The organism is Undibacterium sp. Di26W, assembly GCF_049340265.1.
In the GTDB taxonomy this organism is placed as follows: domain Bacteria; phylum Pseudomonadota; class Gammaproteobacteria; order Burkholderiales; family Burkholderiaceae_D; genus Undibacterium.
Window position 1 is genome coordinate 313,401 of sequence record NZ_JBMPOR010000004.1, and the last position, 24,741, is coordinate 338,141.

21 protein-coding genes and 1 tRNA gene are annotated in these 24,741 nt (G+C 51.5%); 15 read left to right on the forward strand and 7 right to left on the reverse strand.

Features of this window, described 5'->3' with window-relative positions; genetic code table 11:
* Positions 1–5: 5 nt before the first annotated feature.
* The gene (locus tag ACO0LM_RS07610) at positions 6–1,181 is read right to left on the reverse strand and encodes a Do family serine endopeptidase (protein ID WP_423035788.1); all 1,176 of its coding nucleotides are present in this window, start codon (positions 1,179–1,181) and stop codon (positions 6–8) included.
* Between the two features lie 7 nt (positions 1,182–1,188).
* Between ACO0LM_RS07610 and ACO0LM_RS07615 the strand changes: the two genes are divergently transcribed.
* On the forward strand, positions 1,189–1,956 hold the full coding sequence (locus ACO0LM_RS07615) for a Nif3-like dinuclear metal center hexameric protein (protein WP_423035790.1): 768 nt from the start codon (positions 1,189–1,191) through the stop codon (positions 1,954–1,956).
* Between the two features lie 63 nt (positions 1,957–2,019).
* Here ACO0LM_RS07615 and mscL read toward each other — a convergent pair whose 3' ends face one another.
* Positions 2,020–2,439 carry a large conductance mechanosensitive channel protein MscL gene (gene mscL, locus ACO0LM_RS07620; RefSeq protein WP_422983246.1) on the reverse strand — a complete coding sequence of 140 codons (420 nt, stop codon included), beginning with the start codon at positions 2,437–2,439 and terminating at the stop codon, positions 2,020–2,022.
* A 341-nt stretch (positions 2,440–2,780) separates the two neighbouring features.
* Between mscL and petA the strand changes: the two genes are divergently transcribed.
* The 9 genes from petA (at position 2,781) to ACO0LM_RS07665 (ending at position 12,447) form a co-directional block, all read left to right on the forward strand.
* The gene (gene petA / locus ACO0LM_RS07625; RefSeq protein WP_423035792.1) at positions 2,781–3,395 is read left to right on the forward strand and encodes a ubiquinol-cytochrome c reductase iron-sulfur subunit; all 615 of its coding nucleotides are present in this window, start codon (positions 2,781–2,783) and stop codon (positions 3,393–3,395) included.
* Positions 3,395–4,807, forward strand: a complete 1,413-nt coding sequence (locus ACO0LM_RS07630) for a cytochrome b (RefSeq protein WP_423035872.1) — start codon at positions 3,395–3,397, stop codon at positions 4,805–4,807. Before petA ends, ACO0LM_RS07630 begins: the two co-directional genes overlap by 1 nt.
* 22 nt (positions 4,808–4,829) lie before the next feature.
* Positions 4,830–5,594 (forward strand): cytochrome c1, encoded by a 765-nt coding sequence (locus tag ACO0LM_RS07635; RefSeq protein WP_423035794.1) that lies wholly within the window; start codon positions 4,830–4,832, stop codon positions 5,592–5,594.
* Positions 5,595–5,743: 149 nt separating this feature from the next.
* On the forward strand, positions 5,744–6,355 hold the full coding sequence (locus ACO0LM_RS07640) for a glutathione S-transferase N-terminal domain-containing protein (RefSeq protein WP_110256517.1): 612 nt from the start codon (positions 5,744–5,746) through the stop codon (positions 6,353–6,355).
* A gap of 111 nt (positions 6,356–6,466) precedes the next feature.
* A complete protein-coding gene (locus ACO0LM_RS07645) occupies positions 6,467–6,955 on the forward strand; it encodes a ClpXP protease specificity-enhancing factor (protein ID WP_423035796.1) in 489 nt (162 codons plus the stop codon).
* Between the two features lie 58 nt (positions 6,956–7,013).
* Positions 7,014–7,089: transfer RNA gene (locus ACO0LM_RS07650), tRNA-Thr, on the forward strand.
* Between the two features lie 452 nt (positions 7,090–7,541).
* Entirely contained in the window at positions 7,542–9,539 is a 1,998-nt protein-coding gene (locus tag ACO0LM_RS07655; protein ID WP_423035798.1) for a sensor histidine kinase, read from the forward strand.
* Positions 9,532–9,972, forward strand: a complete 441-nt coding sequence (locus ACO0LM_RS07660) for a response regulator (RefSeq protein ID WP_423035800.1) — start codon at positions 9,532–9,534, stop codon at positions 9,970–9,972. The genes ACO0LM_RS07655 and ACO0LM_RS07660 overlap by 8 nt, the downstream gene beginning before the upstream one ends.
* A gap of 309 nt (positions 9,973–10,281) precedes the next feature.
* Entirely contained in the window at positions 10,282–12,447 is a 2,166-nt protein-coding gene (locus ACO0LM_RS07665; RefSeq protein WP_423035802.1) for a S9 family peptidase, read from the forward strand.
* Positions 12,448–12,618: 171 nt separating this feature from the next.
* Here the strand turns inward: ACO0LM_RS07665 and ACO0LM_RS07670 are convergent, their stop codons facing one another.
* Positions 12,619–13,212, reverse strand: a complete 594-nt coding sequence (locus ACO0LM_RS07670; protein WP_423035804.1) for a UbiX family flavin prenyltransferase — start codon at positions 13,210–13,212, stop codon at positions 12,619–12,621.
* A 7-nt stretch (positions 13,213–13,219) separates the two neighbouring features.
* The gene (grxD, locus tag ACO0LM_RS07675) at positions 13,220–13,531 is read right to left on the reverse strand and encodes a Grx4 family monothiol glutaredoxin (protein WP_186947667.1); all 312 of its coding nucleotides are present in this window, start codon (positions 13,529–13,531) and stop codon (positions 13,220–13,222) included.
* Between the two features lie 266 nt (positions 13,532–13,797).
* Between grxD and ACO0LM_RS07680 the strand changes: the two genes are divergently transcribed.
* Positions 13,798–15,660 (forward strand): sigma-54-dependent Fis family transcriptional regulator, encoded by a 1,863-nt coding sequence (locus ACO0LM_RS07680; protein WP_423035874.1) that lies wholly within the window; start codon positions 13,798–13,800, stop codon positions 15,658–15,660.
* Here the strand turns inward: ACO0LM_RS07680 and ACO0LM_RS07685 are convergent, their stop codons facing one another.
* The 3 genes from ACO0LM_RS07685 to ACO0LM_RS07695 form a co-directional block, all read right to left on the reverse strand.
* A complete protein-coding gene (locus ACO0LM_RS07685; protein WP_423035806.1) occupies positions 15,661–16,050 on the reverse strand; it encodes a DUF779 domain-containing protein in 390 nt (129 codons plus the stop codon).
* A 243-nt stretch (positions 16,051–16,293) separates the two neighbouring features.
* On the reverse strand, positions 16,294–17,814 hold the full coding sequence (gene adh / locus ACO0LM_RS07690) for an aldehyde dehydrogenase (RefSeq protein ID WP_423035808.1): 1,521 nt from the start codon (positions 17,812–17,814) through the stop codon (positions 16,294–16,296).
* Between the two features lie 322 nt (positions 17,815–18,136).
* On the reverse strand, positions 18,137–20,485 hold the full coding sequence (locus tag ACO0LM_RS07695) for a Tex family protein (protein WP_422983228.1): 2,349 nt from the start codon (positions 20,483–20,485) through the stop codon (positions 18,137–18,139).
* A gap of 436 nt (positions 20,486–20,921) precedes the next feature.
* On the opposite strand from ACO0LM_RS07695, the gene ACO0LM_RS07700 reads away from it, so the two are divergent.
* From ACO0LM_RS07700 to lpoB, 4 genes are all read left to right on the forward strand, one after another.
* Positions 20,922–21,920 carry an alpha/beta hydrolase family protein gene (locus ACO0LM_RS07700; protein WP_423035810.1) on the forward strand — a complete coding sequence of 333 codons (999 nt, stop codon included), beginning with the start codon at positions 20,922–20,924 and terminating at the stop codon, positions 21,918–21,920.
* A 184-nt stretch (positions 21,921–22,104) separates the two neighbouring features.
* Entirely contained in the window at positions 22,105–23,634 is a 1,530-nt protein-coding gene (locus ACO0LM_RS07705; RefSeq protein ID WP_423035812.1) for a COG3014 family protein, read from the forward strand.
* 24 nt (positions 23,635–23,658) lie between these two features.
* Positions 23,659–24,060 carry a YcfL family protein gene (locus tag ACO0LM_RS07710; RefSeq protein ID WP_423035814.1) on the forward strand — a complete coding sequence of 134 codons (402 nt, stop codon included), beginning with the start codon at positions 23,659–23,661 and terminating at the stop codon, positions 24,058–24,060.
* Between the two features lie 54 nt (positions 24,061–24,114).
* Positions 24,115–24,729: a penicillin-binding protein activator LpoB gene (gene lpoB, locus ACO0LM_RS07715; protein WP_422983220.1), complete on the forward strand. Its 615-nt coding sequence runs from the start codon at positions 24,115–24,117 to the stop codon at positions 24,727–24,729.
* The last annotated feature ends 12 nt before the right edge of the window (positions 24,730–24,741 follow it).

Genomic DNA, 24,741 nt, shown 5'->3' on the forward strand with positions numbered 1-24,741 from the left:
GGATTTTATTCTCTCTGTTCTTCTTTGCGTGCCGGTGGGCGTTTGCCTATCAGGACTTCCAGTGTGGGTTCCTTGGTGTCACGCAAGACAGTAATTTTAGCCTTGTTGCCAGGTTTTAGCTGTGCCACCAGATTCAGCATCTGGGTGGTGTCGCCAACGGCTTTGCCTTCTATCGCAATCAGGATGTCACCTGGCTTCATACCTGCCTTGTCAGCCGGGCCGCCACGGATGACGCCAGCAATGATGGCGCCGGATTTTTGTTTCAGGCCAAAACTGTCAGCCAGTTCAGGTGTGATGTCTTGCGGTTCCACGCCTATCCAGCCGCGCACCACATGGCCATTGGTGATGATGGATTCCATCACCAGTTTGACGGTGGACACCGGAATGGCAAAGCCTATGCCGACCGAGCCGCCATTTTGCGAATAAATCGCGGTATTGATGCCGAGCAGGTTGCCATTCACATCCACCAGTGCACCACCAGAATTACCGGGATTGACGGCAGCATCGGTCTGGATAAAGTTTTCAAAGGCATTGTCGGTCAGGTTATTGCGACCCAGGGCAGAAATAATGCCCATGGTGACAGTCTGGCCGACACCGAAAGGATTGCCTATGGCCAGCACGACGTCGCCGACACTGGCCTGGTCCGAACGACCAAGGGTGATGGCCGGTAAATCGGTCAAATCGATTTTGATGACGGCCAGATCGGTTTCCGGATCGGTACCCACCACCTTGGCATTTGCCTTGCGGCCATCGGCCAGCGCGACTTCGATGTCGTCGGCAGATTCAACGACGTGGTTATTCGTCAGGATATAACCCTGGGTGCTGACTATCACGCCAGAACCCAGGCTGGACAGGCGTTCTGCCTGCGGATTTTGCTGGTCGCCAAAAAAACGCTTGAGGAAAGGGTCATTCAACAGCGGATTGCGACGTTGCCTGACTTCTTTTGAGGTATAAATATTCACCACCGACGGCATTGCATGCTTGGCTGCTGCGCCGTAAGAACTTTGTGCCGGCACGCTGTTGGCCGGTGCTTCCTTGACGGTGACACCTGCGTTCAAGGGCAAATCCTGGCCGGCGCGATAACCGCCTTTTACCCACCCGGGTTTCAAGGTGGTTACAATAAACCATATCGCCAGACCGACAGTGACAGTTTGGGCAAACAATAACCAAAGACGACGCATAGTGAGAATGAGTATGAAATCAGTGAATCGGGATGAACTGGGACACTTTTTGGCAAAAGAATTGCAAGTCAATTACTTTCGTGATTATTGCCCAAATGGCTTGCAGGTGGAAGGGCGCGATACAATAAAACATATAGTCAGCGGTGTGACTGCCAATCTGGCCCTACTGGAGAAGGCGGTAGAACTGCAGGCGGATGCTGTATTGGTGCACCATGGCTATTTCTGGCGTGGCGAAGACATGCGCGTGATCGGCCAGAAACACCGCCGCTTGAAGCTGTTGCTAAAGCATGATATCTCACTGTTTGCCTATCATCTGCCACTGGATGGACATGCAGAACTGGGTAACAACATCGGTCTGGCCCGCTGCCTGGGTTTGCTGCCCGATGGGCGTTTTGGTGAAAATGACCTGGGCTGGCTGGGGCGGGCAGACAATGTACAACTCAACACCATGGCCGACCTGGCGCTGCATGTAGAGCTTAAACTGGGGCGCAAGCCCTTGCTGATTGGTGATCCGGCAACACCGCTGGGACGCATTGCCTGGTGTACCGGTGCCGCGCAAAACATGCTGGATCAGGCGATTGCGGCGGGTGCCAGTGTCTATCTGAGTGGGGAAATTTCAGAACCTACGGTGCATCTGGCGCGGGAATCAGGGGTTGCCTACCTGGCTTGCGGCCATCATGCGACCGAGCGTTTTGGCGTGCAAAGCCTGGGTAACTTCATTGCTGCGCAACTGGGCATACAGCATAGCTTCGTGGATATTGATAATCCCGTGTAGCGACACCCGGTGTGGCGACACCCGAAGCAACTCTCCCTTGCAGACAAGGGAGAGCGTATATCCTTACTTCTTCAATGCATCGCGTATCTCGCGCAACAACAGGATGTCTTCGGCAGTCACTGCTGGTGCCGGTTCTGGTGCTGGCTCTGCCTTTTTCATAGCATTCACCAGTTTCACCATCTGGAAAATCACAAAAGCCAGGATGACGAAACCGACGCTGACCGTAATGAAATTACCGTAAGCGATCACACCACCTGCCTTTTTGGCTTCTGCCAGTACCAGATGTGTGCCCTGACCATTCAGCGGGATATAGTAATTGGAAAAGTCCAGGCCACCGACGATACGGCCGATGACAGGCATGACGATGTCGCCGACCAGCGAATCAACGATTTTGCCAAAGGCGGCACCGATAATGACACCAACGGCCAGATCGACGACATTGCCACGGCTGACAAAGGTTTTAAATTCTTGCAACATACTCATGAAAGTCTCCTGTTTGATGGGCTTGACGGATATGCATGCCATGTCCAAATATAAGTGACAAGATTTTAATGCCCAAATCATATGAAAAGGGCACGGAATTTTGTTAATTGTGTTTTCCATCCCCAAGCAAATGCCAAATCCCGATTGGAATTCTGGACTTTAAACAGGTTTAAGACTAGCTGAAGCACGCTATTGAGGGGCTAAATGTCGAAAAAAGCCTTCAAGTTGGCGATTCGGATATCTTTTTCTTTAAAACCATACCCGCCTCATTTATAATTTAAGGTTGCTAGAAGCTGGGTTGTGCTTCATCAAGTTTTGATTATTGACAGAATGGGGTTGGTATGAGTATCGAAAAGCAGGTCGATTCCGGCCGTCGCGGTTTGCTCGTCGCCACTTGCGCGGCGGGTGGTGTGGCAGGCTTGGCAACGGCAGGGGCGCTGGTAAGCACTTTCCAGCCATCCGAGCGTGCTAAGGCAGCAGGCGCGCCGGTGGAAGTGGATATTTCGGCCTTGAAACCGGGTGAAATGACGACCACGGAATGGCGCGGTAAGCCAGTATGGATACTGAAGCGTACGCCAGAAATGATGGCGAGTCTGGCCAAGACAGAAGACAAGGTAGCCGATCCAAAATCGGAAAAGCCCTACACCATGGAAATGCCGGACTATTGCGAAAAGCAAAGCCGTTCACGCAAAGAACACAGCGATATCCTGGTGGCAGTCGGTATCTGCTCGCACCTGGGGTGCTCTCCAAGTTCCAAATTCCAGGAAGGTGCACAGCCATCCTTGCCGGATGACTGGAAAGGCGGCTTCCTCTGCCCATGCCACGGTTCGACTTTTGATCTGGCTGGCCGTGTATATAAAAACAAACCAGCGCCTCAAAATCTGGATGTGCCTCGTCACATGTTTTTATCAGACAGCAAAATCATCATCGGTAAAGATGAGAAAGGCGAGGCTTAATCATGGCATTTGTTGAGAAAAAACTCCCGGCGGACGCTCCTGTCGTGGACAAGGCCTTGAACTGGGTAGATTCCCGTTTCCCGCTGACCAAGCTGTGGAATGATCAATGGGGCAAGTACTACGCACCCAAGAACTTCAATTTCTGGTACATCTTCGGTTCCCTCGCCATGCTGGTGCTGGTTATCCAGATCGTTACCGGTATTTTCCTGGTGATGCATTACAAACCAGATGCGACGCTGGCGTTTGCGTCGGTTGAATACATCATGCGTGATGTGCCATGGGGTTGGCTGGTGCGCTATATGCACTCAACGGGCGCTTCGGCATTCTTTATCGTCGTGTACCTGCACATGACCCGTGCTTTCCTGTACGGTTCATATCGCAAGCCACGTGAACTGATCTGGCTGTTCGGTTTTGCCATCTTCCTGTGCCTGATGGCCGAAGCTTTCTTCGGTTACCTGCTGCCATGGGGCCAGATGTCTTACTGGGGTGCACAGGTTATTGTTAACTTGTTTGGTGCCATTCCTTTCATCGGTCCTGATCTTTCCCTGTGGATCCGTGGTGACTACGTGGTGTCTGATGCGACATTGAATCGCTTCTTCTCTTTCCACGTCATCGCTATTCCCCTGGTCTTGCTGGGCCTGGTGGCCGCTCACTTGATCGCCTTGCATGAAGTGGGTTCGAACAATCCTGACGGTATCGAAATCAAGGATAACCTGGGACCGGACGGTCACCCTGTTGATGGCGTGCCTTCTCACCCTTATTACACTTTCCACGATATTTTTGGCGTGACTGTGTTCCTGACGATTTTCAGTGCAGTTGTCTTCTTTGCACCAGAAATGGGTGGTTATTTCCTGGAATACAACAACTTTATCCCGGCTGATTCCCTGAAAACGCCTCCGCACATTGCACCGACCTGGTATTTCACGCCGTTCTACTCGATTCTGCGTGCAACTACTTCCGAGTTCCTGTATGTCGTACAAATTGGTGCCGCTGCTTATGTTGCACTGATCTGGCTGACAACCAAGCTGCCACAATTGCTGAAGATCGCCATTGCACTGATCGCTCTGGTTGCCATCATCGGCATGACACCTTTCGGTCTCGATGCAAAATTCTGGGGTGTGGTATTGTTTGGCGGTTCTGTCGTGATCCTGGCTTTCTTGCCATGGCTGGACGTATCCCCAGTTAAATCAATACGTTATCGCCCTGACTGGCACAAATATGTGTACATCGTATTTGGTATTGCATTCGTGACGCTGGGTTATCTGGGCGTGGAACCACCTTCACCAGTTCGTGAGCGTATTTCTCAAGTTTGCGCGGTCATTTATTTCGGCTTCTTCATGCTGATGCCATGGTGGAGTGCAATGGGAACATTTAAGCCCGTGCCCAAGCGCGTTACATTTGCAGCGCACTGAGAAAAAGCGAGGAAGAATAAGCATGAAATTACTTAAAAAACTGATCGCTGTATTGGCTTTTGCACCAGCATTGGCAATGGCAAATAGCGGTACTTTCCCACTGGATCACGCTCCTGACCGCTCTACCGATATGGCAGCGCTGCAAAACGGCGCAAAATTGTTCGTCAATTACTGCCTGAATTGCCATTCAGCATCTGCGATGCGTTACAACCGTTTGAAAGATATCGGTTTGACCGATGACCAGGTCAGGCAAAACCTCTTGTTCACCGGTGAAAAAGTCGGTGACCTGATGAAGACCACCCTGGCAGCAAAAGATGCCAAGGCATGGTTCGGCGCGGTGCCACCAGACCTGTCCGTGATTACCCGTGCCAAGGCATCCGAAGCAGGTTCCGGTGCTGACTGGATTTACACTTATCTGCGTACTTACTACAAAGATGAATCCCGTCCAACCGGCTGGAACAATATGGTATTCCCCAACGTCGGCATGCCGCACGTACTGTGGGAATTGCAAGGCACGCGCACAGTCAAAATGGTAGAAGAAAAAGACGCGCATGATGAATCCAAAACCGTTCATAGATTCGACGGTTTTGAAACAGTCAAGCCAGGTACCATGACTTCTCTCGAGTATGACAATGCAGTGGGCGACCTGGTCGCTTACCTGCAATGGATGGGCGAGCCTGCACAAAGCACACGCAAACGTCTGGGCGTTTGGGTATTGCTGTTCATGGCGAGTTTGGCCACACTGGCATGGCGCTTGAATGCGTCCTACTGGAAAGAAGTCAAATAAATGTAATGTTCCCGGTTGGCGCTGCTTACAGTGCGAGCCGGGGATTTTTGAGATCGTCCGTTTTTCTCCGTCGTAAATGGACGTGTAATCCCTGGGGTGAGGTGCGCAAAACTGGCTCCTCGCCCTGATCGTTTCTAAGGAACTATAAAATGATGGTTCTCTACTCGGGCACAACTTGCCCATTTTCCCAACGTTGCCGCCTGGTTCTGTTTGAAAAAGGCATGGATTTTGAAATCCGCGATGTTGATCTGTTTAATAAACCGGAAGATATCTCGACCATGAATCCTTATGGTCAGGTACCGATTCTGGTTGAGCGTGAATTGATATTGTATGAATCCAATATCATCAACGAATACATCGATGAACGTTTCCCGCATCCGCAACTGATGCCGGCAGACCCGCTGCAACGTGCACGTGCCCGCCTGATGTTGTTCAATTTTGAAAAAGAATTGTTCATCCACGTCCATACCCTGGAAAACGACAAGAACACCGCGTCGGCCAAGGTACAGGACAAGGCACGCGCAGAAATCCGCGATCGCCTGACGCAGCTTGCCCCTTTGTTCGTCAAGAACAAATACATGCTGGGTGATGAATTCTCCATGCTGGACGTGGCCGTTGCTCCCTTGTTGTGGCGCCTCGATCACTACGGTATAGAATTGTCGAAAACAGCAGCACCGCTGATGAAATATGCAGAACGCATCTTCTCTCGTCCTGCCTATATCGAAGCACTGACTCCTTCTGAAAAGGTCATGCGTCGTTAAGCGCTGTCTGTAGCAGATAGGGGATAACAAGGCTGATGCGTTACGTCAGCCTTGTTGTTTTTCGACTCCGCGCCTATTCTTGAAATACAATTTTCGTCTGATGGTATAGCCATGCAAGAAATACCCACCAAGCCCTATTTTATGCGTGCCATTTATGAATGGTGTACCGACAATGGCTACACACCATATATGGCAGTCAAAGTGAATCATGCCGCACGCGTTCCCATGGAATTTGTACGCAATGGCGAGATTGTCCTCAACATCAGCTTCGGTGCCACCAGTGGTCTGAAGATGGATAATGATGCCGTCGCCTTCAAAGCCAGATTTGGTGGCGTTTCGCGCGAAATCCATGTGCCAGTCGAAAACGTCATGGCAGTGTATGCCAGTGAAAATGGCCAGGGGATGGCATTTGAAGTCGATCTCGGCGAAGCGAGCGCGGCCCCTGCAGCCGATGAGGCAGCAGCAGAACCCGTCAAACCGGTCATCGGTCTGGCTGCAGTGAACAGCAAGCTAACACCGGTAGAAGCCACGGCGCCGCAAGCAGAAGTAAAAAAACCTGAAAAAAAATCAGAAAAGCCCTCGCTAAAAATAATAAAGTAGCCTATAATCTTGGACTTCGGGAATGCAACGGCAACGAAGCAAAAACGAAAACAGTTTCGCCGACTTAGCTCATTTGGTAGAGCAGTTGACTTGTAATCATCAGGTGGCCAGTTCGATTCCGGCAGTCGGCACCAAATTAAAAACCCATCGTTAGCAATGACGATGGGTTTTTTCTTTATCCCTTCTTTATCCCTTCTTTGTTCCTTCTTAGTCCCTTTACTATCCTTTTCTTTGTTGCAAAATCCCCCTGTAGTTTTCCCGCAGGCCAGTAGTCTTTCCAGACTTTCTCTGCCATGCATTGAGCGCGAATCCTGTTCGTAGCTAGCGACAGTATTTATTCGAAGAAACTTCCCGTCGCCTTAACAGGCAAATAATCAAATCAATAATTACAGGCAAAACTGAGTTTTTTCTGATATTCTCATTTTGTCAATTGTTGAAATTGCCATGATTGACAGGCATTAATGCACTAAGATCGTAAACAGGTTCTAAAACTTGATGCAAGTCTGGAGCAGCTTGCCTGAATCTGATCCTGAAGTGGCATGTGTTTGAATAGGCATCAAACTTTGACCGTAAGGAGAGCCGGACTATGAAGCGTCTTGTCACTCAACCGGGATTGATCGGGCTAGGCTTGATGGCGCTCGGTGCAGAGACGATGATAGGCTGGGTGACACGGCAGCCACTGTGGGTGCTGCTATTCCCCAGCAGTACAGTCATGGTGTTTTCTACTGCATTCTGTTTTTTTTGTGCAGGCATTGCATTTGTGTTGCCTATGTTTCGCGCGGCACATACCGCATTGATACGTAATTTGGCAGGCATTACCATTGTGTTGATTGGTGGGGTGATGTTGCTGGAGAACGTGCTGTCCATCGGTACGGGCCTGGATATGCCCGACCTGCATCGCTGGTTTGATGATGCCAACCCCTATCCAGGCCGCATGGCACCCAATACCGCGCTGGCATTCATGGCGGGCGGCGTTGGCTTGCTGCACAGAGAGGGCCTTCTTTACCTGAAGCCGCGCATGCTGGCGGCCATCATGCTGACCATCAGTTTGCTGGGCATGGTGGGATATGCGTTGTTGCTGGACCTTGCCTATACCTGGTATGGGTTTCCGCGCATGGCTTTTTCAACCGGCCTGGGTATGAGTCTGTTTGCCTGCACGCTGTTAATGGAAAGAGCGGAATCCGATGGTGCAGCCAAAAAAGAATCGAATATCTACCTGTTCCTGGGTGTCGCAGTCACGGTGCTGATCAGCACCATGTTTGTTTCTTATGGCAGTCTGCGGGCAATGGATGCGCGCACCAGTTGGGTGGATCACACTTATCAGGTCAGGCTGTTTGCAGATGAAGTGATCAGTACTTTGCAGCAGGCCAGGCGCGCCGGCGATCAACATGAATTCAAGGCCATCACTGCGGCAATGGACGACAAACTACTTGAGTTGCAACGCCTTAGCAAAGACAACCCCACGCAGCAAAACAGGTTGACACAGTTACGCCAGGTCTTGCAGAGGCACCTGGATGCTGCACAGCGGATTTTGCCGGAAGAATCCAGCGATGCGAATGGTTCCAGGCTGGATGTGGAATTTAAACCTCTGATACTGATGATGAATCAGTTTGCAAATGCAGAGAGTCTTTTTCTGGTACAAAGAAAACAGGATTCCATACAAAGTACGTCCAGCACGATTTCCATTATTGTGATTGGTAATCTGCTCGGTTTCGCGATTTTGCTGTTCACTTTCTGGCTGCTAAAAAACCAGAATGATCAGCGCAATGCGCTGGAACTGGCTTTGCAACAATCGAATACTGAACTCGAAAGCAAGGTCGAAGAAAGAACCCGGGCACAGGCTCTGCTGAATGATGAACTGCAAGAACTGAATCAGACGCTGGAAGCAAGGATTGCAGAGCGTACCGCTGATCTGGAGAGTTTTACTTATTCGATCTCGCATGATTTACGCGCACCTTTGCGCGCCATTGATGGCTTTGGCCGCATGCTGGAAGAAGACTATGCCGCCACCCTGGACCAGAGCGCAGCACGTTACCTTGCAGTCATACGTAGCAATAGTCAGCGCATGGGTAATCTGATTGATGACTTGTTGGCCTTTTCCAGGCTGGGTCGCCAGGATGTCGTCAAATTTCAGATCGACATGACAATGCTGGTGCAGGAAGTCATTAACGACGCCGTACAGAACTTGCCCGATCCGCCAGAGATACAATTGCAGGCTTTGCCGCCGGCATTTGCAGATCGTAGCCTGATGAAGCAAGCTTGGGTGAACCTGGTGTCCAATGCGATCAAGTACAGCAGCAAAAAAGAGCAGCCACGTATTGAGATCAGCGGCAGTGTCGAGGATGGTGTACTCAGGTATATGATCAAGGACAACGGTGCCGGCTTTAATATGGAATACTATGACAAGTTGTTTGGTGTGTTTCAGCGCCTGCATCATGTCGATGAATTCAGTGGCACCGGTGTTGGTCTTGCCATCGTACATCGCATTGTCAGCCGGCACGGTGGACGTGTCTGGGCGGAATCCGTCGTCGATGAAGGTGCCACTTTCTTTTTCACCTTGCCTATGGGAGAGAACAATGGATGAACTGGAAGCAATAGAAATTTTGCTGGTTGAAGACAGTGAAGAAGACGCAGAATTGACCATGCGTGCGCTGAAAAAGAATAACCTGGGTAACAAGCTGGTCTGGGTCAGGGATGGCGTGGCTGCGCTGAATTTTATTTTTAATACCGGCGAATACGCAGGCCGTGCCAAGGGCGATCCCAGGCTGATTTTGTTGGACATCAAAATGCCGAAAATGGATGGTGTCGAGGTGCTCAGGCGGATCAAGGCCGATGACCGCAGCAAGACTATTCCGGTAGTGATGCTGACGTCGTCAGCAGAAGGCCGGGACGTGACGGAATGCTATAAGCTGGGCGTTAATAGCTACCTGATCAAGCCGGTTGATTTCGATGCCTTCATGAGCGTCGTTGCACAGGCGGGTCTGTACTGGACAGTGATGAACAAGGTGCCTAAATAAAAAGCGGTTTCCCCTGCCATGGACAAAGCCAGGTTGTAGCATCCGCCCGGAAATCGATCGCTTAGCACCTGTTTGCATGATCGACTGATCGTGCGATTTCACACTATTTTTCTTCATATTCCGGCTACGCAGGAACTGTATTCCAGTGACTGCAGTCATAATTCCTTGGTAAAACGAGAACTGATTTCACACCTTGTGGTGAAATCAGTCCACATCCTGCTTCATGCCTTGGCATGGAATTATCTAATTTCGCAATATTGATGGGTGAGGAATGTTATGAAGTTGCATCATGCATATTGCAGGGTAAGCTTGTTGTGTCTTTGTCTGGCGGCCATGGCTGCCAGCCAGGTACAGGCACAAGAGGGGATGTTGAGTCTGGACATGCTGTATCACCCGACAAAAAAAGAAAAATTTGATACCAGGCCGCTCACCCGCCTGGCATGGGATGCGCAAAACCGGCTGATAGAAACCCAGAGTGTCAATGGTGTTGTCCAGCAGCTGGTGGTCAATCCAGTCACCTGGGAAAAACAGGCTTTGCCGGCGGATGGCAATATCCTGGCCATGATGATGACGGCTGGTATTCCGGAACCAGAAGCCAAAGCCCAGGTGGACAAGTTGACGCCACTGATCAAGCCTGAACTGAAGTCTTATCTGTTCACTTACAAGAATGATGTATGGTTGCTCGATCTGCAACGGGGCAAAGTCAGGGAACTGACACACACACCTGATGTGGCAGAAGATGAAGCCCTGCTATCCCCCGATCTGCAATCGGTTGCTTACCTGAAAGGGAATGACCTGTATGTGACCAACGTCGCCAGTGCTACCGAAAAAAGGCTGACCACCAGCGGCAGTGAAACTGTATTTAATGGCCGTCTTGACTGGGTGTACATGGAAGAAGTGTATGGTCGTGGCCCTCTGCGTGCTTTCTGGTGGGCACCCGATTCGCAAAAACTGGCTTACCTGAGTTTTGATGAAAGTCGGGTGCCGGTGTATACCCTCAGCGGTGACCATGTACAGCCGGCCAGGACTGAGCGCGCCCGTTACCCCAAAGCTGGCGACCCCAATCCCGATGTCAGGCTGGGTGTCGTCGATATGGCCGGCAAAACCAGCTGGACTGAAAGCCCGTATGCCGGCAAGGAAACCCTGATCGTACAGGTAGGCTGGACACCAGACGGCAAATTGCTGGCATCCTGGCAAGACCGGGTACAGACCTGGCTGGATTTGCGTTTATATGACGCTCAATACCGTAGCACGCAATTGCTGCGTGAAAGCGGCCCGGCATGGACTGATCGTTTGCCATTGCCTCAGTTCTTGAAGGATGGCAGCTTTGTCTGGGAATCAGACCGTACGGGTCACCGGCATTTGTACAGGTATGACACACATTACCAGTTGAAGGGGGCCATCACCCAGGGTGAATGGGATGTCCGTAGCATCTATGGGGTGGATGAAAACCGGGGCAGGGTATTGTTTGCCGCCAATGAACGCAATCCCATAGGCAACGATGTGTATGCCGTCAGCCTGGAGGGTGGCAAACTGCAAAGACTGACGACAGAGTCAGGCACCCATATGGCGCATTGGAATACTGCATATACGCACTTCATCGATAGCTGGAGCAGCCTGAAGCAGCCGCCAAGGCAAGCTGTCTTCAATGCCGAAGGCACGTCCCTGAAGCTGGTTGATGATGTCGGCATGCCAGAAAAAATGCAGGGTCTGAAACTGGCTACCGTGACACAACAGCAAATCAAAGCGCGGGATGGTTTTTTGATGGAAAGCCTGTTATTCCTGCCACCAGATTTTGATCCGAAGAAAAAATACCCTGTCTACCAGCATCTGTATGCCGGCCCCATGACACCGCAGGTTACGGACCGCTGGAACAACAATCTCTGGCATCACTTCCTGGCACAACAGGGTTATGTGGTGTGGATACTGGATAACCGCAGTGCCAGCAACAAGGGCGCAGTCAGTGCCTGGCCGATACATAAAAAACTGGGTCAACTGGAATTGCAGGATCAACTGGATGGCCTGGAATGGCTGCGCCACCAAGGCTGGGCCGACATGGACAGGATAGCCCTGAATGGCTGGAGTTACGGCGGCTATATGACCTCGTATGCGATGACCCACAGCACGGCCTGGAAGATAGGTTTTGCCGGCGCGCCAGTCACTGATTATCGCCTGTATGACAGCATCTATACCGAGCGCTACATGGGTTTGCCGCAGGAAAATGCCGAAGGCTATGACAAAGGCAGTGTGTTGAAAGCAGCCAATAAGCTGAGCGGTAAAATCCTTCTCATGCATGGCACCATGGACAACAATGTGCATCCGCAAAATACTGTCATGCTGATCGATGAATTGATCAGGAATGGTAAGGACTACAGCCTGCAATTGTATCCAGGTGCAGGCCACAGCCCACGTGGGGACTGGATAATATGGTCGCTACAAAAAGCCAAGTGGGAGTTTTTGAAGAACAATCTTTGATTGCTCATTTACCCCAATAAAAAACGGGACAGATTTATCATCTGCCCCGTTTTTTCTGTTTGTTTCGTTGGACCGGACCTCGTAGTAAATTGCGTGGAAAAAATTTTCCGCGAATGGTCGACGGGCTTGTGACGCGCCATGACAGCTATGTACGTACTCTCTATGAGCTTGCTAAGCGTTTTCTTTGATACCTTGCCAGCGAGGTGTCAGTTCATGCGGAAGGGCAAACATGTCGAGTACGCGACCGAGAGTGTGGTCGACCATCTCGTCTATGCTTTGTGGGCGGTGGTAAAAACCCGGCAGGGGTGGGAAGATGATGCCGCCCATTTCGGTGACGGCAGTCATATTGCGCAAGTGGGCCAGATTGAAGGGTGTTTCGCGCACCATCAAGACCAGACGGCGGCGTTCTTTCAAGACCACATCGGCCGCACGGGTGATCAGATTGTCAGACAAGCCGTGTGCCACGGCTGCCAGGGTCTTCATTGAGCAAGGGGCGATGACCATGCCATCCGATAAAAACGAACCGCTGGCAATACTGGCACCGACATCGCGCACATTGTGGACAACATCGGCCATGGCTTCGACATCCTTGCGCTTCATGTCCATTTCCTGATGCAGATTCAGTACACCTGCTTCTGAAATCAGCAGATGACTTTCTACACCGGAAATATTACGCAAAACCTGCAATAGGCGCACGCCGTAGACAGCACCTGTCGCACCGGTAATGGCAACAATCAGGCGCTTGGAGGCGGCAGGTGCAGTCATTCCTGTCTTAGTCTTTCAGCAGGGCTTGCAGTTCGCCGCTTTCAAACATTTCATTCATGATGTCAGAACCGCCGACAAATTCACCCTTGATATACAGTTGTGGAACCGTAGGCCAGTTGGAATAATCCTTGACGCCCTGACGTACTTCCGGGTCTTCCAGCACATTGATGGTGACCAGGTTTTCCACACCACTGGCTTTCAGCAATTGCACGGCACGGCCAGAGAAGCCGCATTGTGGGAACTGGGCAGTTCCTTTCATGAATAAAACGACAGGGTTTCCTGTGACGGTTTCTTTAATCCAGCTTTGTACGTCGCTCATGGCTATCTTCCTTAAATAACGAATCCTCTCATTATAGAGGAAAGCACAATTCAGTGTAGCTGACCTGGGTCAAGATGATGGGAGAAAGGAAGGACTAAAATCTGATGGGAGTTGCCGACATCAGATACCAATGGTGTTACATTAAGCCCTCAGAGCCAATAAAATCGGCCATGTTGCTGGAGACCCGTATGCACATACGTGATACAAGAATTTCATCAGGGCAAGTTTCTGACCTTGGCCTGATTTCTGCTTCATCTGCTCACATGATGATAGAACAGGCTCATGAACGTTCCGCCGCCTATGGCATACCGCGCACAGCTGCGCCGGATTATGGCCCTTTGGGCAAGACTGACCTGAAAGCGCTGCTGGAGCAAAACCAGGTCTTGCATCAGCATGCAGTGCCCGTCATGGAAACCCTGTATGAACAAATAATCAACACGCATAATATGGTCATCCTGACCGACGTGAATGGGCTCATCATTCACACTCTGGGGGATGCCGATTTTCTGGAAAAAGCCGACAGAGTGGCACTTAGCCGCGGTGTGGCGTGGTCAGAACGTAGCAAAGGTACCAATGCCATCGGCACCGCCATTGCCGAAAAAATGCCAACAATAGTCCATGCAGATCAACATTACCTGGAAGCAAACAGCTTTCTGACTTGTTCCGCTGCCCCGATTTTTGATGTCATGGGCAATGTCATCGGCGTACTGGACGTGACCGGTGACCAGCATAATTTCCACAAACACACCATGGCGCTGGTGCGTATGTCGGCGCAGATGATAGAAAACCAATTATTTGCCTCGTCTTTTCAGGATGCCATCAAACTGAGTTTCCATAGCCGCCCGGAATTTCTGGGTACGCTGATGGAAGGCATCGCCTGTTTTGACAGCGATGGCCGCTTTTTGTCGGCTAGCCGCAGTGGCTTGTTCCAACTGGGGTTGAGCTTGTCTGCCCTGCAGGCACATACCTTTTCATCTCTGTTTGGCTTGCCGGTATCCGCCCTGCACGAGCATTACCGGACGGCTGCACCGGGTTTGCTAACGCTGTGCCTGCACAACGGTGTGCGCGTGTATGCCAAGAGCCAGAGCCTGAAACGTCAGTCTGCCGCCGCCCGCCATGTGCTTGACAATGCGCGTGAACCGCAAATAGCACAGGTTGCCGAAACCAGACCCAAATTATCCAGCCTGCATTATCTGGATACGGGTGATGAACAAGTCGCCCGCGCCATCGATAAACTCAAGCGTGTCATAGGTCGGGATATTTCCGTCCTGGTGACGGGGGAAACCGGCACCGGCAAGGAACTGCTGGCGCAGGCGGTGCACAATGATTCACCGCGCAAATCCGGTCCCTTTGTGGCAGTAAATTGCGCCTCGATACCCGAAACCCTGATTGAATCCGAATTATTCGGCTATGAAGATGGTGCCTTTACCGGTGCGCGCAAGAAGGGTAATGTAGGCAAGATCTTGCAGGCGAATGGTGGCACGCTGTTTCTGGATGAAATCGGCGACATGCCCCTGAACCTGCAAGCACGCTTGCTGCGTGTCTTGCAGGAACGCATGGTGACGCCGCTGGGCAGCAGCAAATCCATTCCCGTCAACCTCGCCCTGATTTGCGCCACCAATCGCAATCTGCGCGAGATGATAGGCAAAGGCGAATTTCGCGATGACCTGTATTACCGCCTGAATGGGCTGGTCGTGCGCCTGCCACCCTTGCGTGAGCGCTCTGATCTTGGCATCGTCATAGAGAAAGTGCTGGCGACAGAGAGCGAGGGGCGGCAGTACAGAATTGCGCCCGCGGTCATGCAAGTCTTTCACGCTCATGGCTGGCCGGGCAACTTCCGTCAATTGACGAATTTGTTGCGCACGGCCATCGTCATGACGGATGCCGATATGGAAATCCGGCTGGAACATCTTCCTGAAGATTTTCTGGAAGATATGGAGGCGATAAGCGCGCCAGCGGCCTCATCTGCAACGACCACTCAGCCAGCATCCAGCCTGGAAGTATTGGAAATGGATGCCATACAACAGGCTTTACAACGGCATCAGGGGAATGTCTCTGCTGCCGCCAAGGCATTGGGCGTGTCGCGCAATACAATTTATCGCAAACTGGCGGCTTTGAAGAGCGATTGATTACACTTGTGGACCGTGCAACACGGCAGCGCCCAGCAAATTATTTTCTTCATCTGTGAACAGACGTGATCGCGTCAGGAAGCGTTTGCCTGTGCCATTGTCGAGCGAAAACATGCCGCCCATGCCAGCCACCACATCAATGATCAATTGGGTGTGCCGCCAGTATTCAAACTGATCGCTACCCATGTAAAACGGCGTGCCATCCAGATCGCCCAGATACACATCGGCATCGCCTATGCCATATTCATTCCTGGCGTAACACAGGGGTGAACTGCCATCACAGCAACCACCGGACTGAAAGAATAATAGCGGACCGTATTTGTTTTGCAGCGCACCGATAAATTCCAGCGCAACAGGTGTGGCGGTGACGCGGGCAGGTGCGTTGGTCATTTTTTTCTGTATCCTATGTTTTTTTTGTTACTTCATTTAACAAAAATCCAGATATAAATTCCCTCCCTTTCAAGGGGAGGGTTAGGGTGGGGATGGGTTTCAGTTGATGGGCCATTATTCCATTTTCTGAAGAACCCCATCCCCATCCCAACCTTCCCCTTGAAGGGGAAGGAGCTAAAAATCCTGACGGTTTCCTGCTTTCCTCTGTGCCTCTGTGTTGAGAGGTCTTGAACTTAATGATTGCTAAAAGAATCCCATCGCATTCGGGTTATAGCTCACCAGCAGGTTTTTGGTCTGCTGATAGTGATCCAGCATCATCTTGTGGTTTTCACGACCGATGCCGGATTGTTTGTAACCGCCAAAGGCCGCATGGGCTGGATACAGATGGTAGCAATTGGTCCAGACACGGCCAGCTTCTATGGCGCGACCCACACGGAATGCGCGTGAACCGTCGCGTGTCCACAAGCCAGAACCCAGACCATACAAGGTATCGTTGGCAATGGAGAGTGCTTCTTCTTCATCCTTGAAGGTGGTGACCGACACCACGGGCCCAAAGATTTCTTCCTGGAAGATGCGCATCTTGTTATGACCCTGGAAGATAGTTGGCTTGACGTAATAACCCTTGGCCAGATCACCATCCAGCATATTTCTTTCACCACCCAGCAAGAGTTGTGCACCTTCCTGTTTGCCTATGTCCAGATAAGACAGGATTTTTTCCAGTTGTTCCTGCGATGCCTGCGCACCTATCATGGTCGTGCTGTCGAGAGGGTTGCCCTGCTTGATGGCGGCGACACGCTTGACGGCTCTTGCCATGAATTGATCGTAAATGGATTCCTGTATCAACACGCGCGAAGGACAGGTACAGACTTCGCCCTGATTCAACGCAAACATGGCAAAGCCTTCCAGGCATTTATCGAAGAAGGCGTCATCATGATCCATGACATCGGCAAAGAAAATATTCGGCGATTTACCGCCCAGTTCCAAAGTCACGGGAATGATATTTTGCGACGCATATTGCATGATCAGGCGACCGGTTCCGGTTTCACCTGTGAAGGCGATTTTGGCGATACGTTTGCTGGTCGCCAATGGCTTGCCGGCTTCCAGACCAAAGCCGTTGACGATATTCAAGACACCGGGCGGCAATAAGTCCTTGATCAGGTCGATCAAGACCATGATGGAAGCGGGGGTTTGTTCTGCCGGTTTCAGGACGATACAATTGCCTGCAGCCAGTGCCGGTGCCACCTTCCAGACTGCCATCAGGATAGGGAAATTCCAGGGGATGATTTGCCCAACCACACCCAGGGGTTCATGGAAATGATAGGCATATGTCTGGTCATCAATTTGCGCAACTGAACCTTCTTGTGCACGTATGCAGCCAGCGAAATAGCGGAAGTGATCGATGGCCAACGGGATATCCGCCGCCATGGTTTCGCGTATGGGTTTGCCATTGTCTATGGTCTCTGCCGTTGCCAGCAGGCTCAGATTGGCTTCCATACGGTCGGCGATTTTATTGAGTATGTTGGAACGTTCCGCCAGCGAGGTCTTGCCCCAGGCTTTCTTGGCTGCATGGGCGGCATCCAGTGCCAGTTCCACATCTTCTGCCGTTGAACGCGCAACTTCGCAAAAAGCCTGGCCGATGACGGGGCTGATATTCTCAAAATATTCACCCTTGACCGGGGCTACAAATTTGCCACCGATAAAATTGTCGTAGCGTTTGGCGAAAGGATTGCTGATACCCAGTTTGCTGATGTCTGCCATGTTCATGATGGTGATCTCCGTTGTTTGTTAGAGGGTGCGCATAAGTAATGCGACACATCGATAACAACGCAAACGGCGTGCCATGCTGGAGATGTTGAACTGGCGAAATAGTTGAGCGTAAGCGGCGGATGAATTCCCTCCCCTTGAAGGGGGAAGGAGCAAATACGGCAAAATATTCAGATAGGAGTAACTGACTACTTGTGTTGCAGCAAGCGCGAGCTTGTCACATTATTTCGCAACACCGGTCAGACTGTCACAATTTGGGACAGTTGGATAAATCACATATTCCTTCCCTTCAGGGGGAAGGAATATGCAGGCTGCAATATTATTACCCACGCAATTTCGCAAACGCCGCCGCCATCGCATTGCCAGCAGGTGCTGGTGCCTGGGCTTGTGAACGGTGTTGATTCAAGCGCTTGGCATCGTTACGGTCGCCGCGCTGTTCAGGTTTGCTGCCTGCTACCGGTGCCGCATCTGTCAGACGCATGGTCAGCGCGATACGCTGGCGTTTGACATCCACTTCCAGTACCTTCACCTTAACCACCTGGCCAGCCTTGACCACGGTATGCGGGTCTTTGACGAAGGTGTTCGACAGCGCCGAGATATGCACCAGACCATCCTGGTGTACACCGATATCAACAAAAGCGCCAAAGGCGGCCACGTTGGTGACCACCCCTTCCAGTATCATGTCTGGACGCAAGTCCTTGATTTCTTCCACGCCATCTTTAAAGGTGGCGGTAGTGAATTCAGGACGTGGATCCCGACCCGGTTTTTCCAGTTCGCGGATGATGTCGGTAATGGTAGGCACGCCGAATTTTTCGTCGGCATATTTGGCCGGGTTCAGGGATTTAAGTAACCCAGCGTCGCCAATAACACCCTTCACGTCCTTCTTGATATCAGCCAGGATTTTTTCTACCAGCGGATAAGATTCAGGATGGACTGCGGATGCATCCAGCGGGTTGCTGCCGTTCATGATGCGCAAGAAACCAGCGGCCTGTTCAAAAGTCTTGTCGCCCAGACGTGGTACTGCACGCAAGTCAGAACGTGAGCTGAACATGCCCTTGGCATCGCGGAAATTGACGATACTTTGCGCCACGCTGGACGACAGGCCGGAGACACGCGCCAGCAAAGGTGCAGAAGCAGTATTCACATCCACACCAACCGCATTTACGCAGTCTTCGACAACTGCGTCGAGCGAGCGCGCCAGTTGGGACTGGCTGACATCATGCTGGTATTGACCCACGCCGATGGATTTGGGATCAATCTTCACCAGTTCAGCCAAAGGGTCTTGCAGGCGACGCGCAATCGATACAGCACCACGGATGGATACATCCAGATCAGGCAATTCTTTTGAAGCGAATTCGGATGCGGAATACACAGATGCACCGGCTTCAGACACGACGATCTTGGTCAGCTTGAGTTCAGGCTTGAGCTTGATCAGGTCGCCCGCCAGCTTGTCGGTTTCACGCGAAGCCGTGCCATTGCCGATAGAGATCAATGAGACATTGTGTTTGGCCGCCAGTTGCGCCAGGACGTGCAGCGAACCATCCCAGTCATTGCGTGGCTGATGCGGATAGATCGTCGCATACTCAACCACTTTGCCAGTAGCATCAACGATCGCTACTTTGACACCGGTACGCAGGCCAGGATCAAGACCCATGGTGGCGCGCGGGCCGGCAGGTGCTGCCAGCAACAGGGCTTTCAGGTTACGGGCAAAGACATTGATGGCTTCGATTTCTGCGGTTTCACGCAGCTTGCCCATCAATTCAGTATCCAGATGCATGAAGACCTTGACGCGCCAGGCCCAGCGCACGGTATCGACCAGCCATTTGTCGGCAGGGCGGTCTTTCTGGCTGACACCAAAGCGGGCGGCGATGCGGCTTTCGCATGGGTTCAGTGGGGCATCCCATTTTGGTTTTTCTTCTTCGCTGTCCAGACGCAGGGTCACCGTCAGCATTTCTTCGCGGCGGCCACGGAACAGGGCCAGCGCACGGTGAGAAGGGATAGTGCCCAGGGTTTCGGAATAATCAAAATAATCGGCAAATTTTTCACCCGCCTCTTCTTTGCCAGCGACCACCTTGGATTCCACGATGCCGTGGTCATTCAGATATTCGCGCAAGGCTTGCAGCAGAGTGGCATCTTCAGCAAAGCGTTCCATCAAGATTTGACGGGCACCATCAAGCGCGGCTTTGGCATCTGGCACGCCGGGGTTGTCGCCATTGTCGGTGGTGAAGGCCGGTTTCAGATAGCTTGCTGCTTCTGTATCCGGGTTCAGCATGGGGTCAGCCAGCAAGGCATCGGCCAGTGGCAACAGCCCGGCTTCAACGGCGATCTGGGCCTTGGTGCGGCGTTTGGGTTTGTATGGCAGGTACAAATCTTCGAGACGGGTCTTGTCTTCGGCATGGGTGATGGCATCCAGCAGTACCGGCGTCATCTTGCCCTGTTCTTCTATCGAAGCAATGATGGCAGTGCGGCGGTCTTCCAGCTCGCGCAGGTAGCGCAAGCGCTCTTCCAGCAGGCGCAACTGGATATCATCCAGGCCACCAGTCACTTCTTTACGGTAACGGGCGATAAACGGGACGGTCGCACCTTCGTCCAGCAAGGCAACAGCAGCGGCAACCTGAACTGGTTTGGCAGCCAGTTCTACGGCAAGTCTTTGTTCAATCGAAGGCAACATAAATCCAGAATCCAGACAATAAAAAAGCAATCAAGGCGCAGATGATACGCAATTTGCGACTTTGCGCCAGTCTTGACATGGGCGCGGACTAAGGTTAGAAGAGTGAGATTGTTAAAAACACAGCATTGAATTTCGCTGCTGCTACCCCTGGAAACTGCTTTAGCCCTTCTTGCAGCGTCCCCGGAGGTTTTCTTCTTCACTTACCAAGTTTTACAGGATACTGCTTACAGGAATGATAAAGTTGAGCATTGCAATATCTATTTTGCTACTTATCAACCGGTGCGTGCATCTCATACGATAAACGTGGCCGTCTACAAGGTGAGTGCAGTTGGGATGAAAACCGCAAACAATTGTCTGATGAGATTGATGAAGATGAGTCACGCAAGGCATTTGCAAAATGCGTTGTATCGCGTGGTAATCAGCTAAACCACGGCACATGACTATATTTGATTTCAAGTACCTGCGCAGATATGCATCCGTGCTGATCAGCATGATACTGTGCTGCCTGCTATCCGCTTGCAACATGGCCGAACTGCAACGCGGACGGACACTGGTGCAACTGAGTCAATTCCAGTTCAGTGATGGTGGCAAGGCGATTTATTATCAACTGGAAAAAAAGCCCTGGCGGCAACAGGATGCCGATGGGCCGCTGGCGAACCTGATCTTTGTGATTTCTGGTTCGGATTGTGTCAGCATGGGCGAATTTCTGCCGCAGTATTTTTCTGGAATGGAAGGCGAGTCTGGTCGTACACGCATTCTTATTCTGCACAAGCGACATATTTTTCCTGGTTCAAATGGCCAATCATGTGGTGACGCATTTGTGCGTGCCGATCACCCCTCGCGCTGGCAGGCAGATCAACTGCAATTCATGCGAACGCAACTCGCCAGTCTGCAGCAACATGGCATCAGACCCAGGCGCGTGATTGTGTGGGGGGTGTCTGAAGGTGCGGAGCTGGCACCGATACTGGCGCAACAAATACAGGCGACGCATCTGGTGTTGCTCTCGCATGCAGGCATGAATGCACAGGATGCTTATCGTTCACTGGCCATGTATCACCCCCATATGCAACAGGGCTGGCAAGCCTTGCAGAACGCATTGCTGACAGTGCCGGCTGATCAAGATGCGCTACGCGTCCATGGACGTAGCTGGCGTTACTGGTCTGAAATTGCAGCTATTCCGCAAACGCAGAATTTGCTGCATGCAGGCATACCCATTTTCCTGGCGATTGGGGAAGCCGATCCTGTGATACCTCCCGGTGCCGTCGATAATTTGCAGCAAACCTTTAGCCTTGCTGGCAAGCAAATTCATATCAGTCGATTTCCCGGTGTGGGGCACAGCCTTGGTGGCAAGGATGTCAATCGCCTGCCGGATTTCATGCATCAGGTGGATAATTGGCTGGTGGAAACAGATGCACACAAAACTTCCATGCAGTAATGATCTTTTGAGATGAGTTAATTACAACTCGTTACACAACTGTATTTTTGTAGCAGTTCTTTCAATGACAATATGGCATAGCCTTACTATACTTGTTGGCTGTGCTTGCGCCGTAGTAGGTTGAAGGAGGTGTCTTGCATGTCGTGCCTTTTCGTTTCTCTCAAAAAAAATCATAATCATAACTATGCGCCTATCGACTGTCTCCTATACCCCTATTGTCGCGGCACTATTGCTCGCCGGTTGCGTGACTACGCCAACCCATGACAGCAAAGTTGCAGCTTCTCTTTCTGTCGCCAAAAGCGGCCAGATCGATGAAGCGATCAAACAAGTGGAAGCACAAACACAGGGCAATAATAAAGCTGATCTGTTGCTGAATCTGGAAAAAGGTGAACTGATGCGCATAGGCAAGCGCTACAAGGATAGCCTGGATGCATTCGATGTTGCCGACACCAAAGTGAAGGAATGGGAAGAAACAGCCAAGTCCTCACCGCAGAAATTGATGGGCCAGATCGGTGCCACCATCATGGGCGATGCCAGCCGTGACTATGAAGGCCAGGACTATGAAAAAGTCATGCTGACCACACGCATGGCCATGAACCGGCTGAACCTGGGTGATCTTGATACGGCCCGCGTCGATATCAAGCGCACCCATGAACGCGAAGCCGTGATCGCCGAATTCCGCGCCAAGGAAACTGCAGAAGCTGAAAAAGAAGCAAAAGACAAAGGCGTCAGCACGTCAGGCAAGGAACTGAATGGTTATCCGGTAGAAACCTTGAATGATCCCGAAGTACTGAAACTCAAAAATGGCTACCAGAATGCACTCAGCCATTACATGGCAGGTTTTGTGTATGAAGCTCTGAATGAACCTGGTCTGGCCGCACCCGGCTATCGCAAGGCGATAGAATTGCGCCCTGATTTGCCGGTGCTGGAAGATGGCCTCAAGGGGCTCGACCAACGTACCAGCTTCCGTCGCAAAAAAGGTGTGACTGATGTCTTGTTCATTATCGAAGCCGGCAATTCGCCAGCACGTCAATCCAAGAAAATTGCTTTCCCGGTACCTACTGGCAGGGGCTTGGTGACGGTATCCTTCGCTTTCCCGGTGATTTATCCGGATACCAATGCGCCTGTGATTGACAGTGTGCGTGTCGGTAACCAGGTGTTGCCAACAGCGCTGGTGACCGACTTCAATGTCATGGCCCGCAAGGCATTGAAAGATGAATTGCCTGGAATACAAACACGCGCCGCGATTCGCACCGTGACCAAGGCGGTGGCACAGGATCAGGTCAACAAGAAATTCGGCGCTCTTGCCGGACTGGCAGCAAACGTCGCCGTCGCCGCGACTGAAAGCCCGGCAGATGACCGCATGTGGCGCAGTCTGCCAGAACGCGTTTTTGTTGCGCGTGCCTTTATTGCACCTGGTGAATATGAAGTGAACTTTTCCAACCGCCCGGGTGACAGCATGAAGCTGACGGTGGATGGTCGTTACATGGTAGTACCGGTCCGCATGTATCAGGACAAGACCTATCTGGGCGACCAGGCAAAGTTTGGCAGCGTGACACCGGTGGCACAATTGCAGGCCGAGCCAGAAGCCAAACCTGCGGAAACAGCAAAAGGCAAGTCCAAGACCGCAGCAAAAGCAAAACCGGCAGCCAAGGCTGCTACAGCCACAGCAACCACCAGTACCAGCAGCACCAGCAGTGCCAAATCCAATTGACATCCAATTGATAACAGAGGGTATATGAAACAGTTTTCCAAACAATTTGCAGCATGCGCCGCTCTGGTTGCCGCCTGTTTTACCACACCAGTCATGGCGGATGATATTCCTAACGCCGTTTCTCCCGGCATTGCCGCCAAGCTGATCGTGCGTGGCACGCTGGAAGGCGTCCAGGTGACCGACCTGCGTTCACAACGCAAAAATGATGTCCTGGTGGTACAGGCAGAACTCGTCAATCAAATCGTCAAGGATGTGCGTGTGTATTACCGCTTCCGCTGGACAGATGCCGCAGGCATGCAGGTAGGTGATGGTGAAGTATGGAAACCCTTGATGATACTGGGCAAGCAAAGCCAGTTCATCAGAGGCACAGCCTATGGTCCGCAAGCGACCGACTTCAAGATTGAAATGAGTGCAGAACCACGCTAAGTGGATACAGATTTTGCAGAGTTGAAACAGATAAAATTTAATTACGGAGCACCTATGAAAAACATTTCCTCACTGTCCAAATCCTGCGTCATGCTGGCGCTGGTGTGTGCCTCACTCAGCGCCTGCCAGACAAAACTGTCTCAGCCTACCGTCAGCCTGGCGCGTCAGACCACCTATGGCGACAACAAGGCAGTAGAAACCGTTACCAATGAATTCGGCTCCACTGACTTGCAGATGATTGCAGAAAAAATGGTCGGTTCCCTGCTGGAAGATCCGGTATTGGCAAATCGCCCTACCATGACACTGGCCGGTGTACGCAACAAGACCAGCGAATACATCGATACCAAATCCATCATGAACAGTATCCAGACTGCACTGGTAAAAAGCCGCAAGGTCAAGTTCACCCGCAGTGCCGATGAAATGCAGCAAGGCGTCGATGAGTTGCAACGTCAAAATCAAAGTGGCCTGTACAAAAATGATGGCAAGGCAAAAATCGGCAACATGACAGCCGCCAAGTATTCCCTGGAAGGTGAGATTGTGTCAATCGTCAAGCAAAGTGCAAACACCAAAGACGTGTTTTATAAAATGACCTTGAAGTTGTATGACGTGGAAGATGGTTCCATCGAATGGCAAGACGAAAAAGAAATTCGTAAAACTTCCAAGCGCTAATCCTTCAAAAAG

Bases quoted from the DNA above. Each gene is read 5' to 3' on its own strand.
- ACO0LM_RS07635 (WP_423035794.1), top strand. From the start codon at position 4,830: ATGAAATTACTTAAAAAACTGATCGCTGTATTGGCTTTTGCACCAGCA.
- ACO0LM_RS07610 (WP_423035788.1), bottom strand. From the start codon at position 1,181: ATGCGTCGTCTTTGGTTATTGTTTGCCCAAACTGTCACTGTCGGTCTG.
- lpoB (WP_422983220.1), top strand. From the start codon at position 24,115: ATGAAAAACATTTCCTCACTGTCCAAATCCTGCGTCATGCTGGCGCTG.
- ACO0LM_RS07645 (WP_423035796.1), top strand. From the start codon at position 6,467: ATGCAAGAAATACCCACCAAGCCCTATTTTATGCGTGCCATTTATGAA.
- adh (WP_423035808.1), bottom strand. From the start codon at position 17,814: ATGAACATGGCAGACATCAGCAAACTGGGTATCAGCAATCCTTTCGCC.
- grxD (WP_186947667.1), bottom strand. From the start codon at position 13,531: ATGAGCGACGTACAAAGCTGGATTAAAGAAACCGTCACAGGAAACCCT.
- ACO0LM_RS07670 (WP_423035804.1), bottom strand. From the start codon at position 13,212: ATGACTGCACCTGCCGCCTCCAAGCGCCTGATTGTTGCCATTACCGGT.
- ACO0LM_RS07615 (WP_423035790.1), top strand. From the start codon at position 1,189: ATGAGTATGAAATCAGTGAATCGGGATGAACTGGGACACTTTTTGGCA.
- ACO0LM_RS07695 (WP_422983228.1), bottom strand. From the start codon at position 20,485: ATGTTGCCTTCGATTGAACAAAGACTTGCCGTAGAACTGGCTGCCAAA.
- ACO0LM_RS07655 (WP_423035798.1), top strand. From the start codon at position 7,542: ATGAAGCGTCTTGTCACTCAACCGGGATTGATCGGGCTAGGCTTGATG.
- ACO0LM_RS07640 (WP_110256517.1), top strand. From the start codon at position 5,744: ATGATGGTTCTCTACTCGGGCACAACTTGCCCATTTTCCCAACGTTGC.
- mscL (WP_422983246.1), bottom strand. From the start codon at position 2,439: ATGAGTATGTTGCAAGAATTTAAAACCTTTGTCAGCCGTGGCAATGTC.
- ACO0LM_RS07705 (WP_423035812.1), top strand. From the start codon at position 22,105: ATGCGCCTATCGACTGTCTCCTATACCCCTATTGTCGCGGCACTATTG.
- ACO0LM_RS07710 (WP_423035814.1), top strand. From the start codon at position 23,659: ATGAAACAGTTTTCCAAACAATTTGCAGCATGCGCCGCTCTGGTTGCC.
- ACO0LM_RS07680 (WP_423035874.1), top strand. From the start codon at position 13,798: ATGATAGAACAGGCTCATGAACGTTCCGCCGCCTATGGCATACCGCGC.
- petA (WP_423035792.1), top strand. From the start codon at position 2,781: ATGAGTATCGAAAAGCAGGTCGATTCCGGCCGTCGCGGTTTGCTCGTC.
- ACO0LM_RS07685 (WP_423035806.1), bottom strand. From the start codon at position 16,050: ATGACCAACGCACCTGCCCGCGTCACCGCCACACCTGTTGCGCTGGAA.
- ACO0LM_RS07660 (WP_423035800.1), top strand. From the start codon at position 9,532: ATGGATGAACTGGAAGCAATAGAAATTTTGCTGGTTGAAGACAGTGAA.
- ACO0LM_RS07700 (WP_423035810.1), top strand. From the start codon at position 20,922: ATGACTATATTTGATTTCAAGTACCTGCGCAGATATGCATCCGTGCTG.